The sequence below is a fragment of the Streptomyces sp. NPDC048643 genome (assembly GCF_040650615.1).
Lineage (GTDB): Bacteria > Actinomycetota > Actinomycetes > Streptomycetales > Streptomycetaceae > Streptomyces.
In genome coordinates, this window is the sequence record NZ_JBEZHO010000007.1 from 88800 (window position 1) to 102617 (window position 13818).

Genomic DNA, 13818 nt, shown 5'->3' on the forward strand with positions numbered 1-13818 from the left:
ACGTGGCTGCGGTCACTTGAGCGAACCGGCTGCCAGACCGGTGCGCCAGAACCGCTGGAGGAGGATGAACACGACGATCACCGGCACGATCGACACCAGCGAGCCGGTGATGACGGACTGCTGCAGCAGCGGGGCCCGAGCGGTCTGACCGTTCCACTGGTACAGGCCGAGCGTGATCGGGAACAGGGACTCCTTCTGCAGCATCACCATCGGCAGGAAGAAGTTGTTCCAGATGGCCACGAACTGGAACAGGAAGATGGTCACCAGCGCGGGCGTCATCAGCTTGAACGACACGGAGAAGAACGTGCGGAACTCACCCGCGCCGTCCAGGCGTGCCGACTCGATCAGTTCCTGGGGCACGGCGGCCGTGGCGAAGATGCGGGCCAGGTAGACGCCGAACGGGCTGACGATGCTGGGCAGGAACACCGCGAGGTAGGTGTTGACGATCCCCGTCGCCGAGAACAGCAGGAACAGCGGCAGCGCCAGCGCGGTGGTGGGTACGAGGACACCGCCGAGGACGACGGAGAAGAGGAACTCCCGCCCACGGAAGCGGAACTTGGCCAGGGCGTATCCGCAGAGCGCGGAGATGAGCGTGCCCACGGCCGCGCCCAGCACCGCGTAGATGACGGTGTTGACCGCCCACCGCCCGAAGATGCCGTCGCTGCGGGTGAACAGGACCCGCAGGTTGTCGACCAGGTTGAAGTGCGAGAACGCCAGCCCGTTGGTGGAGGCGAGGTCGCCCTGCGGCTTGGTGGCCGCGACGATCAGGAAGTAGATCGGGAGCAGGAAGTAGACCGCGAGCAGGAGCATCAGGGCCATGGCCGCCGAGCGGCTGACGCGGCTTTCACGGTGTGTGGACGCGTTGCTCACAGGCCGGCCCTCTTCGAGGTCAGTCGCATGAATCCGAAGCTCAGGACGAAGGTGATGACGGCGATGACCACGGAGATCGCGGCGGCCTGCTGGTAGTTGTTCCCCGACGCCACCGCGTACGCGAGCATGTTCGGTGTGAACGTGCTCGAGATGTTGGAGGAGATCTGCCGGAGCACGGCCGGCTCCGCGTACAGCTGAAGCGTTCCGATGATCGAGAACACCGTGGTCAGGACGATCGACGGCGCGATGATGGGCACCTTGATCTGCCACGCGATGGCCCAGTTGCCGGCTCCGTCGAGCTTGGCGGCCTCGTACAGCTCCCGTGGGATCGCCTGCAGGGACGAGTACATGATGAGCATGTTGTAGCCGGTCCACAGCCAGGTGGAGACGTTCGCCGCCGACCAGAGGACCGCGCCCGGACCGAGGAAGTCGGGGTGCAGCCCGAGGCTGTCGAACAGGTCGACGACGGGGCTGAGTTGGGGTGAGTAGAGGTACGACCACATGATCGCGGCGATCACGCCGGGCACCGCGTACGGCATGAACGCGGTGATGCGGAAGACGGACTTGAACTTCAGCAGGGGAGTGTCGAGCAGCAGTGCCATCACGAGGGCGACGAGCAGCATGACCGGCACCTGCACGATGCCGAAGAGCCCGATGCGTCCGATGCTCGACCAGAACTCGGTGTTCTCGAACACCTTCTGGTACTGCTCGAACCCGCCGAACGTCGTGTAGGAGGTGCCGTACTGGCCTCCGGTGCGGTGCACGGCCCGGAAGCTCTGCCAGAGCGCGTAGCCGACCGGCACCAGGTAGAACAGCACGAACGGGAGGAAGAAGGGGATCAGGAACGCGGTGATGGTGCCCGCCCGGGGGCCGCCGCCTTGGGGAAGGCGACGGCGGCGGCCCCCGGTGGACGGCACCTCACGCGTCGGGCGTGCGCGGGTCGCGAGGTCGGTCATGCCGTGTTCACTCGCCTGCCGTGACCGGGATCGCCTGGTCCTTCATCGACTTCAGCGCGGACGCCTGGGCGGCGGAGAGCGCGTCGGCGAGGGTGCCGTCACCGGCCGCCGCCTTGGCCATCGCGTCCTGGAGCGCCAGGTTCACCGTCTTCTGGGTGGGGCCCCACGCGAAGCTGGTGTCGATCTTCCGGGACGAGTCCGCGAAGACGTCGAAGATCTTCTCGTTGTTGTAGTAAGGAACACCCTTGGACAGGGCGGGCAGTTGAAGCCCGGCCTTCGCCGCCGGGTACAGGCCGCCCAGCTTGTTCTCCAGCGCCAGGGCCTCGGGGTCGGTGGTGAGCCACGTGTTGAACTTGGCGGACTCGTAGAGGTGCTTGCCGCCCTTCATGAACGCGACGGTCGAGCCGCCCCAGTCGCCGGACGCGCCGTCGGCACCCCAGGTCGGCATCGGGACGATGCTCCACTTCCCGGCCTGCTTGGGCAGGTTGTCGCGGAACATGCTGTAACCCCAGGCGGCGCCCACGTAACTGGCGATCTGGTCCTTCTGGTACGCGGCGTACATCTGCGTCGAACCGTTGGCGAGGTCGGTGCGCACGAGCTTGGCGGCGATCAGCTTCTGCCAGTAGTCGGCGACCTGCCGGCTCTGCTGCGACGCGACGGTGACGTGCCACTTGTCGCCGGAGTAGCTGTACATCTTGGCCTTGTTCTGCCAGACGAGCCCGTTGAACCACTCGGCGTTGTTGGGGTCGAAGAACGTGATGTCGAGGTCGGGATCGGCCTTGTGCAGCTTCTCGGCGGCGGCCGCGTAGGCGTCCCAGGTCTTCGGTATGTCGATGCCGTGCTTCTTGAAGAGGTCGCTGCGTACGTAGAGCGCCATCGGACCGGTGTCCTGCGGGAGGGCGAAGACGCCGGTGCCCCCGAAGCTGGACTGCGACCAGGTCCACGGGACGAACTTGGACTTGGCGGCGATCGCGGCCGAGCAGGCCGACGCGTCCACGAAGGCGTTCTGCGTCCGCAGGTTGGGCAGCTGGTCGTAGCCGACCTGGGCGAGGTCCGGCGCCTTGCCCGCCTTGAGGGCGTTGCCGAGGGTGCCGTACTGGTCGTTGGAGATGTTCTTCGTCTCGACGTGGATGTCCGGGTTCTGCTTGTTCCACAGGGCGACGACCTGGTCCATACCGGGAACCGTGTTCCAGTACTGGAGTGTCACCTTGCCCTTCGCGGGCTCGCAGGACTTCGCGGACGACTCGGCGGACGGGCCGGACGAAGAGCATCCGGCGAGGACGACGGAGCCGGCGGTCGCGGCGACGACGGCAAGGCGGATGCGCGTGCGTGTGCTGCTCATATTTTCCGTTCCAGACAACGGCTAGCGACGGTGCTAGACGGCTCGATGCGGAACCCTCGGGCTGAACACCCTGGGGGCGGAAGGCATTCGTCGCGAAGGTGCCGGTGCAAGCGCCGAGTTGCCGAGGCGACGTGGTCGAAAGAGCTGACTATGGATGCTTGTGAGCGATCCCGTGAACGCTCACGGGAGCGCTCACGGGAAGGCCTGGAGATACCCCGCGCGATGCAATGCGGAGTGGTCGGAAGTCTGCGCTCCGGCGCGCTTCCACGTCAAGACATACGATGCGGACGCGTTTCCGGCGGGTTACGCCGACCCGCTCAAACGCAGTTCGGCACGCACGATCAGGTCGTCGGCCACCTGTGTGCGCGGTTCCGACAACAGCCGGGCGACCTGCTCGACGGCGAGCGCGCCGAGTTGCCGCGTGTCGAGGGCGACGCTCGTGAGCGGCGGCTCCAGAAGTGCCCCGAGCTGCAGGCCGTCGAAGCCGATGACCGCCAGATCCCGCGGAACGTTCTTGCCGAGACGCCGGGCCTCCCGGAGCGCACCGATCGCGATGATGTCGTTGAACGTGAAGACGGCCGTGACGTCGGGATGGGCCCCGAGCAGCTCCCTGAGGGCCTTGCCGCCGCCGTCGGCCGTCTGGTCCGCGCCGACCACCATCCCGGCCTCGATCCCGTGCGCCCTCGCGGCCGACGTGAACCACGCGTGGCGGATGCTCGGTTCGGCCCGGGTGTGGTGGTCGAGCATGCCGATCCGCGTGTGGCCCTTCGCCGCCAGGTGGGCGATCGCGGCGTGGACCCCGTCCTGCCCCTCGATCCGGATCGACGTGAACCGCGAGGACCCGCTCTCCCGGCCGATGAGCACCACCGGCATGCCGCGGGTGAACGCCTCCAGTTCGCTGTCGGGACAGCTGAAGTAGCCGATGACCGCGTCGACCTGCGAACTGATCACCTGGAGCGTGCCCCGTTCCTCCTCCGCGCGGTCGGCGGTGTCGTACACGACGACATGCCAGCCACGCGACCGGGCGGCCTCCAGCGCGGAGGCCGCGACCTCGGTGAAGAAGGGGTTGAGCAGATCCGGGATGACCAGCCCGATGGTCATGGTGTCCTGGCGCACCAGACCCCGGGCGAACCGGCTCGGCCGGTATCCCAGCGCGTGAGCGGCGTCCAGCACACGCTGTTTGGTGTCGCCGTCGATCTCGTCCTTGTCGTTGAGAGCCCGCGACACGGTCTGCCGGGACACTCCGGCGGACCTGGCGACGTCATTGATCGTGACCCTCCGCGGCTCCGTCCCCGATTTCGACACCATCGCCTACCTCCTGCTTCTTGCGAACACCGGTGCGCGCAGCCTGAGTATGCACGTAGGGGGCGACGGCATGCAGCGGGCGGACGAGGCGGCCCCGTGGGCGGGCGGTCGATCGCGGACGGTTCGCCGGATCGGCGCGTCACGGGGGTCACCGCCAGTGCGGAGGCACCCGTCGGAACTGTGCCGGAGGCGCCGGCCGGGGAGTTCCCCTGCCGGCGCCTCGTGACGGGACCGGAGCCGTCCGGCTCGGTGTCTCGGTGTCAGTGCGCGGCGTTCGGCGTCGCGGCGTCACCATGGGCGACGGGCTTGGCGTTCACCAGGAAGGCCGCGGAGCACCCGGCGAGGACCATCGCGCCGACCGCGTACCAGATGGCGTGGGTGTAGCCGTGGACCACACCCGCGGCCACGACCTGCGCCTTGCGGGACGGGTCGGTGAGGTGGCTGCCGATGTACGTCGACGTGGCCGAGGTGGCGATGGTGTTGAGCAGGGCCGTGCCCAGCGAACCGCCCACCTGCTGCGAGGTGTTGACCATGGCCGAGGTGACACCGGCGTCCTGCGGGCGAATACCCTGCGTCGCCGTGGAGAAGACGGGCATGAACGTGAGCCCCATGCCCAGACCCATGATGAGCTCGGCGGGCAGCACATGCGTCGCGTACGACGAGTCGACGCCGAGCTGGGTCAGGATGAGCAGACCGCAGGCGGCCAGGAACATGCCCGGGACCATGAGGGCGCGGGCCGGGACGCGGGACAGCAGCCGGGCGGAGATCTGCGTCGAGCCGATGATGATCGCGGCGGACATCGGCAGGAACGCCAGACCGGTCCTGACGGGGGAGTACCCGAGGATGCCCTGCAGGTAATAGGTCATGAACAGGAACAGGCCGAACATGCCGATCGTGGCGAAGCCCATGGTCAGGAAGCAGCCGGCCCGGTTGCGGTCGCGCAGGATCCGCAGCGGGAGCAGCGGCGACTTGGCGCGGGACTGCCACAGGACGAACAGGGCGAGCAGCAGTACTCCGCCGACGAGCAGCGTGATGACCATCGAGTCGCCCCAGCCGCGCGGCTCGGCCTCGGAGAAGCCGTACACGATGGCGATGAGGCCGCCGCAGCCGAGGATCACGCCGGGCACGTCGAGCCGCACGTCCTTGTGGCCGGGTCGGTCGTGCAGCAGGATGACCGCGCCGATGACGGCGACGATGGCGATCGGGATGTTGACGTACAGGCACCAGCGCCAGTTCAGGTACGAGGTGAGGATGCCGCCGAGCAGGAGGCCCACGGCGCCGCCCGCGCCGGCCAGCGCGCCGTAGATGCCGAACGCCTTGCCGCGCTCGCGCGGGTCGGTGAAGGTCGTCGTCATCAACGACAGTGCCGACGGGGCGAGAAGGGCGCCGAAGACGCCCTGCGCGGCCCGGGCTCCGAAGAGCATCGCGGAGCCGGTCGCGGCGCCGCCGACGGCGGACGCGGCGGCGAAGCCGATCAGGCCGACGATGAACGTGCGCTTGCGGCCGACGAGGTCGGCGACCCGGCCGCCGAGCAGCAGCAGACCGCCGAAGGCGAGGGTGTAGGCCGTGATGACCCACTGACGGTTGCCGTCCGACATGTCGAGGGCCTTCTGGGCGGACGGCAGCGCGATGTTCACGATGGTCGCGTCGAGGACCACCATGAGCTGGGCCAGGGCGATGACGACCAGGCCCCACCAGCGGCGGGGATCGGCCGTCTCGGCCGAGGCGGAGGCGGGCGAGCCCGGTGCCGTCCGGGTGGCGCCGGCGGGTATGGAGTCACTCATGTCGAGGACGTCGCTTCCTTGGTGAGGCATGCGCCGCGAAGGCGGCGCGGGACGGAGGAGCGTGTTCCGGCGCAAGGGGGCCGGAACACGCGGTGGGACGGTGACGGAGGGCGCGACGAAGGAAGCATCGGTTCCCCCGTCGCCTCGTCCGCGCAGGTCGTGAAGCGTATGCGTGGCGGCTGCCAGTGCGCAGCACCACCGATAGTCAGCATCGCTGATTATCAGAAGCAGGATACGCTACCTCGTATGACGGACGACGCCGAACTGTCCGACCTCCTCACGCTGCGGCTGGGGTACCTGGTCAAGCACGCCTACCTCGAACTCGCGGCCCTCATGGCCGAGGCGCTGGAGCCGTACGGGGTGCTGCCCCGCGAGTTGGGCGTGCTGTCGGTGATCGGGGCGGACGGCGCCGAACGCTCGCAGAACGAGTTGGCCTCGGCGATCGGCATGGACCGGACCACGATGGTGGCCGTCATCGACGAACTCGAAGGCCGCGGACTGGTGGAACGCCATCGCAGCGCGCGGGACCGCCGCCGCAACGTGGTGACGCTCACGGACGCCGGAGTCACCTGTCTGCGGGACGCGGAACTGGCACGCGCCGAGGCCGAGGCGGCCTATCTCGCTCCGCTGGAGCCCGACGCGGCGCAGGCACTGACCGACGCGCTGCGCGTCCTCCACCGCGCGCACGCCGCTCCGCACGGCGGCCGCCCGCTGCGCGCCGCCGGGCCGACGGACCAGGCACACTGCGCCGCGGCCGCCGGCGAATCATCCGGAACCTGACCCGACCGGTCGCCGCACTACGACGTCGATCCGGCCGCTCGGGGAACCGCTATCGCTGTCACTACCAGGGCACTTCGCCCTCGTCGTCGAAGAAGTGACCCGTCGGTCCGCCGTCCGGCACGGTCGCGAGGCGGATCGCGGAGGCGGCCCCCTGCTGCGGTGTACGCACGCCCTGGAAGGCGTTGAGATCGGTCGCCGTGTAGCCGGGGCAGACGGCGTTGATGAGGATGTTCGTGTCGGCCAGTTCCTTGGCGTACTGCACCGTGACGGCGTTCAGGAACGTCTTGGACGGTGAGTACGCGACGGCTACGGGGCCGACCTCGGCGCCAGGGGTCGTCTGGAGCGTGAGGGAGCCGACGCTGCTGGAGACGTTGACGATCCGGGGTGACGGCGAGCGGCGGAGCAGCGGCAGCAGGGCGTTCGTCACGCGGATGACGCCGATCACGTTGGTCTCGACGGCGGCTCGCACCCGGTCGACATCGACCGTGGTGGGGTCCTGCGGTCCGCCACCGGTGATCCCCGCGTTGTTGACGAGCGCGTCGAGCCGCCCGGCCTGTTCCTCCACGAGCCGGGCCGCGGCGGTCACACTCGCGTCGTCGGTCACGTCCAGCGGAACGCCGAACGCGTCGACTCCGGCCGCGCGCAGCTTCTCCACGGCGGCCTCGCGCCGCTCCTCGTCCCGGGCGCCGACCCCGACGGTCCAGCCCAGGGCACCGAGCCCCGCTGCGATCTCGTACCCGATCCCCTTGTTGGCTCCGGTCACCAGCGCGACCTGCGGACGGTGGGCGGTGTTCGTTTCACTCATGGCATCCATGCTTCGCCCGCCCCTGACACCTGTCCAAGACCGATCGGGTGTCCGTCGATACCGCCCGGGTATCGTCCCAGGCGGACCGGGCTAGGCTGGCCCGATGGAGACGCGTGAACTGCGGTACTTCGTCGCGGTCGCCGAAGAACTGCACTTCGGCAGGGCCGCGCAGCGACTCGGCATCGCCCAACCTCCGCTGAGCAGGGCCATCGCCCGGCTCGAACGGAGACTGGGCGCCACGCTCCTCGACCGCGACAGCCGGGGTGTCGCCCTGACCGCCGCGGGGACGGTGCTTCTCCAGGAGGCGGGAGCGGCGCTGGACGCCGTCGAGGCCGCCGAGCGTCGAACGCGGCGGGCCGCCCTCGCTTCGACCGGCAGCCCCTCCGTCGTTCTCGCCGCGAAGGCGGGCGCCTCCGGCGAGCTCCTGGCGAAGATCCTCGACGCCTACGCGGCCGAACCCGACGCGGTTCGCGTCGACGTGATGCTGTGCGGGCCGGGGGAGCAGGCGCGCGTCCTGCACGACGGCCGGGCCGATGTGGCCCTCCTGCACCGGCCGTTCGACGACACGGCCGGATTCGACACCGAGGATCTGCACACGGAGCGCCAGATCGTGATCCTTCCGGCGGGCCATCCCCTCAGCACCCGCCCTCACCTGCGGATCGACGAGATCACCGGCCTCTCCGGTCTGCCCCTGCCGCGCTGGCCACGACCCGACGGAGCCTTCGCGGACGGCCCCGGCCCACAGGTGCGCGACCACACGCAGCTCACTCAGCTCATCGCCCTCGGCCGGGCCTGCGCGATCGTCCCGGAGTCGGCATGCGCCAGCCTCGGCGAGGATCTCACCGCCGTGCCGGTCCCCGACGCCCCTGAGGTCACCACGGTGATCGCCTGGCCCCCGCACAGCCGTTCGTCGGCCGTCGCGGGGTTGGTCCGGGCCGCGGTCGCGCTGTGAGCGATGGAGTCACGACCATGGTCGACATCTGACCTCAGCTTTACTGCACTCAAGTAGTACTTGCGAGCTAATTGCAGCAAGCTGGATGGTGTGGCTGCGAACGATCGATCGAGATGGCACCGCCTGCGTACCTCGATGACCCGCAAGGAGTGGGCCCGTCTCGGCGGGATGGCCGCGTTCGTCGTCGCGCTGCACGTCATCGGCTGGTTCACGCTGGTCGCGGTCGTGGCGCCCGAGCACTACAGCCTGGGCACTAAGACGTTCGGCATCGGTATCGGCATCACCGCCTACACCCTGGGGATGCGGCACGCCTTCGACGCCGACCACATCGCCGCGATCGACAACACCACCCGGAAGCTGATGAACGAGGGACAGCGCCCGCTGTCCGTCGGGTTCTGGTTCTCCCTCGGCCACTCCAGCATCGTCTTCGCGCTGGCCTTCCTGCTCTCCCTCGGCGTCAAGGCGCTGGCGGGACCGGTGGAGAACGACGACTCCGAGTTGCACAGCATCACCGGCTGGGTCGGCACCACCGTCTCGGGGGTCTTCCTCTACGTCATCGCGATCATCAACCTGCTGATCATGGCGGGGATCTGGAAAGTGTTCCGCGCGATGCGCTCCGGCCATTACGACGAGGCGGCGCTGGAGGAGCAGCTCGACAACCGCGGCTTCATGAACCGCATCCTGGGCCGCCTGATGAAGTCGATCACCAAGCCCTGGCAGATGTACCCGCTGGGCCTGCTCTTCGGGCTCGGCTTCGACACGGCGACCGAGATCGCCCTGTTGGTCCTCGCCGGATCGGGAGCGGCCTCAGGGCTGCCCTGGTACGCGATCCTCTGCCTGCCCGTCCTGTTCGCGGCGGGGATGGCGCTGCTGGACACGATCGACGGATCGTTCATGAACTTCGCCTACGGCTGGGCGTTCTCCAAGCCCGTCCGCAAGGTCTACTACAACCTCACCGTCACGGGCCTGTCCGTCGCCGTCGCCCTCATCATCGGGACCGTCGAACTGCTCGGACTGGTCGCCGAGAAGGCCGGTCTGCACGGCTTCTTCTGGGACTGGATCTCCGGCCTCGACCTCAACATCATCGGCTACGTCGTCGTCGGTCTGTTCTTCGCCACCTGGATCGTCGCGCTGCTGGTGTGGAAGCTCGGCCGGATCGAGGAAAAGTGGACGGAGGGGCTGGTACAACCGGCCGAGCAGCGCGTCGAGTAGGGCGCCTTCGCCCGTACATTTCCACACACCACCCCCGCCGGGCCGACGGGATGAACCCGCCGCACTGCCCGGCGCGACCTGCCGCACCCGCCCGGGACGAACCCGCCGTGCCTTCGGCGCGATCGCGCCGAGGTCTCAGGCTCCGGCCTGAATGCGGAGGCCCGTCAAGGTCAGCTCCAGTGCGGAGCGGAACTGGTCGACGTCGTCGTGGCCGTCGAACTCGTCGACGATCTCGCGCACGAAGGGGAAGTCCTCGGGGTCGAGCTCGCGCCAGGCCGCGGCATAGCGGCCGAGGAACTCGTCGCGGTCCACCGCGCCGTCGAGGATCTCCTGGGGCGGCTCCTGCCCCATGTCGACGGCGGAGCCGACGACGACCCCCACGATCGCGGACACGGCGTGAAACCGCTGGTGCGCACTGAGATCCAGCCGAAGGGTCTGCCGGCCGAGCCGCTCGTAGAGGCGCAGCGAGTTGCTCTGGACGTTGGTGTTGCGCATGAAATACGCGCCCAGCCAGGGCCGGTCCATGATCGCGTCGAAGAGCGTCAGGGCCATGGCACGAAGGTCGTCGATCGGGTCGTCGCCGCTCGGGAGTTTCTCCACGTCGGCCAGCACCGAGCCCATCACGTGGTCGGTCGCGAGGTCGAGCAGTTCGTCCTTGCTCGCGACGTACCAGTAGATGCTGGCGACGCCGCCGCCGAGCCGCTGTGCGAGCGCCCGGAACGTCAGAGCCGAGGCGCCGGCCTCGTCGAGCAGGGCCACCGCCTCGGTGAGCACGGACTCCATCGAGTGCGAGGCCCGTCGACGTCCCGCACCGGAGCGGTCCTGCAGGCGTGCCATGGCTTCCCTCTCGTCGTGTCTTGCGTCGTATCGAACGTTGTTCTATCGTAGCGCATCGTACGTTGTTCGATAGCCGAACGACGTTCGATCGAGAGGACCGTCATGACCACCGCCACGTTGCAAAAACCCTCACGCACCACCTACCCCTCCCTCCGCGCGGCGTGGATTCCGCTGGCCGCCCTCTGCTTGGCGTTCTTCGTCGAGATGGTCGACAACACGCTCTTGTCGATCGCGCTGCCCACGATCGGTCGCGACCTCGGCAGCGGCACGACCGCGCTGCAGTGGGTCACCGGCGCGTACTCGCTGACCTTCGGCGGCCTGCTGCTCACGGCCGGGTCGATGGCCGACCGGCTGGGCCGCCGTCGGGTGCTGCTCATAGGACTCGCCGTGTTCGGTTCGCTGAGCCTGTGCGTCGTCCTGGTCACCACGGCGGGCGAGCTCATCGCCCTGCGCGCCGCACTCGGCATCGCCGCCGCGGCCATGGCCCCGATCACGAACTCGCTGGTCTTCCGCCTGTTCGACGACAAGGCCCTGCGGATGCGCGCCATGACGGTGATGATCGTCGTCGGCATGTCCGGCTTCGTTCTCGGGCCGCTGCTCGGCGGCACCGCGCTGGCCCATGTGCGGTGGGAGTGGCTGCTGGTCGTCAACGCCCCGATCGCGCTGATCGCCTGCATCGGCGTGCGGCTCGGCGTCCCGGCCGACCGACCGGAGGACCTCACCAAGGACGCGCTCGACGTGCCGGGCGCCGTCCTGAGCGTCAGCGCCATCGGGCTCGCCTGCTACTCGCTGACCAGCGGTGTCGAGCACGGCTGGCTCTCCTCGATCACCCTCGCGTCGATCGCGGGCGCCGTGGTGGCGGCGACGGCGTTCATCCTCCACGAGCGGCGCAGCGCCGCACCCATGCTGGACCTGAAGCTCTTCACGAACGGCACCGTCCGCGGCGCCACCATCGCGCAGATCGGTACGTCCATCGCGATGGCCAGCGTGATGTTCGGACTGATCCTCCACTTCCAGTACGCCTACGGCTGGAGCCCGGTACGGGCCGGCCTGGCCAACCTGCCGATCATCGTGACCATGCTCGTCGCGACTCCGCTGTCCGAATGGCTCGGGCGCCGGTTCGGCCACCGCATCGCGTGCCTGGTGGGGGCGGCCTGTCTGGCCGGTTCGCTGGCGGGACTCTCCTGGGGGGTCGACCACGGGTACGCGGCCATCGCCGTCTGCATGGTGCTCATGACCGTGGGCCTGCGCACCGTGATGACGATCTGCGCGGTCGCGCTCGTCGATGCGATGCCGAGCAACCGCACCTCCATCGGCGCCGCCCTGAACGACACCGCACAGGAGGTCGGCTCCAGCGTCGGCACCGCCGTCGTCGGCACCCTGATCGCAGCGCTGGTCACCACCCAGCTCCCCGCCGGAACCTGGAGCGGCGACCTCGTCGCGTCCTTCTTCCACGGCGAACGGATCACCTATGCCGTCCTCGCGGTCGTCGTCGGACTGATCGCGGCCACCGGCGCTCTGAGCCTCACCGACTCCCGCACCGTCGAGGAAGCACCTGTCGAGGAAGCCGCCTGACGGCGGAGAGTCCGGCGCGGGGGCGACGGAGTGCCGGGGTCATCCCGCGGGCAGACACACGACGAATCTGGCCCCGGCGGTGTGCCGGTGGTCGAATCTCAGATCTCCGTCGGCGGAACGGGCGAGACGCCTGGCCAGGGGCAGTCCCAGACCCGCGCCGCTGTGCCCGTCGCCGGGGTCGGCCCGGCGGCCGGGTTCGAAGAGGTGGGGCATGAACGGGGGCGGCACGCCCGGTCCGTCGTCGGTGACCTCGATCCGTACGCCGTCGGACGTGTCGTGCACCCGGACGGTGACGCTGGCTCGGGCGTAGCGGCACGCGTTGGCGAGGAGCGGGCTGACGATGCGTTCGAGGAGTGCGGGTGCGACGCCGATCGTCGGGCACGACCCGTCGACAACGATCGTCAAGTGCGCCGGCGGGCAGGAGGTCTCGGCCAGTCGACGCAGGGCGGTGAGGGATTCGGCCGTACCCGGAGTGCCGGGGGAGCCGTCGCGGGCGTCGTCCAGGAGCGTGTCGCAGATCGTGCGCATGGAGACGGCGGCATCGGTGATGACCTGATGGGTGGCGCGGGTCTGATCGGCGGTACGTGGGCGGCTCTGCCACCAGTCGAGTTCGGCGATGATGCGGCTCAGCGGGGTGCGGAGTTCGTGCGACAGCTCCCCGGTGAGCTGCTGTTCGTGACGCAGGAGGGTACGGATCCGGTCGAGCAGGGAGTCCAACGACGTGCCGAGGCGCGTGAGTTCGACGGGATGCCCCTTGCTGCCGAAGCGTTCCGCCGAGGCCACGGCACTCCACTGGGCGGCCTGGTCGGTCATCGCGCGGACCGGGCGGAGCGCCCGCCCGACGGCCAGCCGCGTGAGCGCGTAGGTCGAGGCGAGCATGACGGCGTCCAGAGCGAGCGATCCGAGGAGCAGCGTGTCGGCCGAACTCCGGTACGGGGAGAGGTCCAGAGCGGCGATCACCGTCGCCTCGCTGTGTCCCCCGGCCACCGGGAGCGCGCACAGCCGGAACGGTTGGTGGGACGTGGTCGTGACGCAGACCCGACCCGGGTGTGCCGCCAGTCGGTCGGCGACGTGCGTCAGTGGGCTCGCGGTGCCCGGCGGTGCCTCCAGCAGACGGGGACCCGCGTAGATCCACACGTTCGTGTCCAGCAGGTTGTCGTGGGACGACTCCACGACCCCCACGGTCGTGCCCGTGGTGTCGATCGTCGTGGCGACAGCCGCCGCGCGCGTGCGCAGCTCGTCGTCCGCCTGGTGCTGAAGCCGTTGCTGGGCCACGGCGTTGAAGGCCAGCGTGAGGACCGCCATCAGCACGGCGGCCGTCGTGAGCGCCACCAGGGACAGCCGGCCCCGCAGCGTCCGGGGTGTCAGGAAGCGCAGCAGGTCGCGTGCGGCGCGCATCG

12 protein-coding genes are annotated in these 13818 nt (G+C 69.2%); 4 read left to right on the top strand and 8 right to left on the bottom strand.

From position 1 onward, the window contains the following. Positions 1–12: 12 nt before the first annotated feature. The 5 genes from AB0C62_RS09560 to AB0C62_RS09580 all read right to left on the bottom strand — a co-directional run bounded on the left by AB0C62_RS09560 (position 13) and on the right by AB0C62_RS09580 (position 6257). The gene (locus AB0C62_RS09560) at positions 13–870 is read right to left on the bottom strand and encodes a carbohydrate ABC transporter permease (RefSeq protein ID WP_164369824.1); all 858 of its coding nucleotides are present in this window, start codon (positions 868–870) and stop codon (positions 13–15) included. After that, positions 867–1826 carry a sugar ABC transporter permease gene (locus AB0C62_RS09565; RefSeq protein WP_266852659.1) on the bottom strand — a complete coding sequence of 320 codons (960 nt, stop codon included), beginning with the start codon at positions 1824–1826 and terminating at the stop codon, positions 867–869. The genes AB0C62_RS09560 and AB0C62_RS09565 overlap by 4 nt, the downstream gene beginning before the upstream one ends. A gap of 7 nt (positions 1827–1833) precedes the next feature. Continuing rightward, positions 1834–3168, bottom strand: coding sequence for an ABC transporter substrate-binding protein (locus AB0C62_RS09570; protein ID WP_362971251.1), 1335 nt, complete (start codon positions 3166–3168; stop codon positions 1834–1836). Positions 3169–3471: 303 nt separating this feature from the next. Then, a complete protein-coding gene (locus tag AB0C62_RS09575; protein WP_362971252.1) occupies positions 3472–4476 on the bottom strand; it encodes a LacI family DNA-binding transcriptional regulator in 1005 nt (334 codons plus the stop codon). 257 nt (positions 4477–4733) lie between these two features. Beyond that, positions 4734–6257: an MFS transporter gene (locus tag AB0C62_RS09580; RefSeq protein ID WP_164369828.1), complete on the bottom strand. Its 1524-nt coding sequence runs from the start codon at positions 6255–6257 to the stop codon at positions 4734–4736. Between the two features lie 246 nt (positions 6258–6503). Here AB0C62_RS09580 and AB0C62_RS09585 point away from each other — a divergent pair, with 246 nt between their 5' ends. Beyond that, a complete protein-coding gene (locus AB0C62_RS09585) occupies positions 6504–7037 on the top strand; it encodes a MarR family winged helix-turn-helix transcriptional regulator (RefSeq protein ID WP_327410830.1) in 534 nt (177 codons plus the stop codon). A gap of 61 nt (positions 7038–7098) precedes the next feature. Here AB0C62_RS09585 and AB0C62_RS09590 read toward each other — a convergent pair whose 3' ends face one another. After that, entirely contained in the window at positions 7099–7842 is a 744-nt protein-coding gene (locus AB0C62_RS09590; protein ID WP_362971254.1) for an SDR family oxidoreductase, read from the bottom strand. Positions 7843–7945: 103 nt separating this feature from the next. Here AB0C62_RS09590 and AB0C62_RS09595 point away from each other — a divergent pair, with 103 nt between their 5' ends. Both AB0C62_RS09595 and AB0C62_RS09600 read left to right on the top strand, forming a co-directional pair. Further along, positions 7946–8794 carry a LysR family transcriptional regulator gene (locus AB0C62_RS09595; RefSeq protein ID WP_362971256.1) on the top strand — a complete coding sequence of 283 codons (849 nt, stop codon included), beginning with the start codon at positions 7946–7948 and terminating at the stop codon, positions 8792–8794. Between the two features lie 135 nt (positions 8795–8929). Next, positions 8930–10006 carry a HoxN/HupN/NixA family nickel/cobalt transporter gene (locus AB0C62_RS09600; RefSeq protein ID WP_362971258.1) on the top strand — a complete coding sequence of 359 codons (1077 nt, stop codon included), beginning with the start codon at positions 8930–8932 and terminating at the stop codon, positions 10004–10006. A gap of 135 nt (positions 10007–10141) precedes the next feature. Here the strand turns inward: AB0C62_RS09600 and AB0C62_RS09605 are convergent, their stop codons facing one another. Continuing rightward, positions 10142–10789 (bottom strand): TetR family transcriptional regulator, encoded by a 648-nt coding sequence (locus tag AB0C62_RS09605; RefSeq protein ID WP_362971511.1) that lies wholly within the window; start codon positions 10787–10789, stop codon positions 10142–10144. A gap of 156 nt (positions 10790–10945) precedes the next feature. On the opposite strand from AB0C62_RS09605, the gene AB0C62_RS09610 reads away from it, so the two are divergent. After that, the gene (locus AB0C62_RS09610; RefSeq protein WP_266852648.1) at positions 10946–12418 is read left to right on the top strand and encodes an MFS transporter; all 1473 of its coding nucleotides are present in this window, start codon (positions 10946–10948) and stop codon (positions 12416–12418) included. A gap of 39 nt (positions 12419–12457) precedes the next feature. On the opposite strand, the gene AB0C62_RS09615 is transcribed toward AB0C62_RS09610, so the two are convergent. Continuing rightward, positions 12458–13816, bottom strand: coding sequence for a HAMP domain-containing sensor histidine kinase (locus AB0C62_RS09615; protein ID WP_362971260.1), 1359 nt, complete (start codon positions 13814–13816; stop codon positions 12458–12460). Positions 13817–13818: the final 2 nt, after the last annotated feature.

What these genes read in the sequence shown, in the direction of transcription:
- AB0C62_RS09575 (WP_362971252.1), bottom strand. Translation starts at nt 4,476, where the DNA reads ATGGTGTCGAAATCGGGGACGGAGCCGCGGAGGGTCACGATCAATGAC.
- AB0C62_RS09600 (WP_362971258.1), top strand. Translation starts at nt 8,930, where the DNA reads ATGACCCGCAAGGAGTGGGCCCGTCTCGGCGGGATGGCCGCGTTCGTC.
- AB0C62_RS09610 (WP_266852648.1), top strand. Translation starts at nt 10,946, where the DNA reads ATGACCACCGCCACGTTGCAAAAACCCTCACGCACCACCTACCCCTCC.
- AB0C62_RS09570 (WP_362971251.1), bottom strand. Translation starts at nt 3,168, where the DNA reads ATGAGCAGCACACGCACGCGCATCCGCCTTGCCGTCGTCGCCGCGACC.
- AB0C62_RS09565 (WP_266852659.1), bottom strand. Translation starts at nt 1,826, where the DNA reads ATGACCGACCTCGCGACCCGCGCACGCCCGACGCGTGAGGTGCCGTCC.
- AB0C62_RS09590 (WP_362971254.1), bottom strand. Translation starts at nt 7,842, where the DNA reads ATGAGTGAAACGAACACCGCCCACCGTCCGCAGGTCGCGCTGGTGACC.
- AB0C62_RS09615 (WP_362971260.1), bottom strand. Translation starts at nt 13,816, where the DNA reads ATGCGCGCCGCACGCGACCTGCTGCGCTTCCTGACACCCCGGACGCTG.
- AB0C62_RS09580 (WP_164369828.1), bottom strand. Translation starts at nt 6,257, where the DNA reads ATGAGTGACTCCATACCCGCCGGCGCCACCCGGACGGCACCGGGCTCG.
- AB0C62_RS09605 (WP_362971511.1), bottom strand. Translation starts at nt 10,789, where the DNA reads ATGGAGTCCGTGCTCACCGAGGCGGTGGCCCTGCTCGACGAGGCCGGC.
- AB0C62_RS09585 (WP_327410830.1), top strand. Translation starts at nt 6,504, where the DNA reads ATGACGGACGACGCCGAACTGTCCGACCTCCTCACGCTGCGGCTGGGG.
- AB0C62_RS09595 (WP_362971256.1), top strand. Translation starts at nt 7,946, where the DNA reads ATGGAGACGCGTGAACTGCGGTACTTCGTCGCGGTCGCCGAAGAACTG.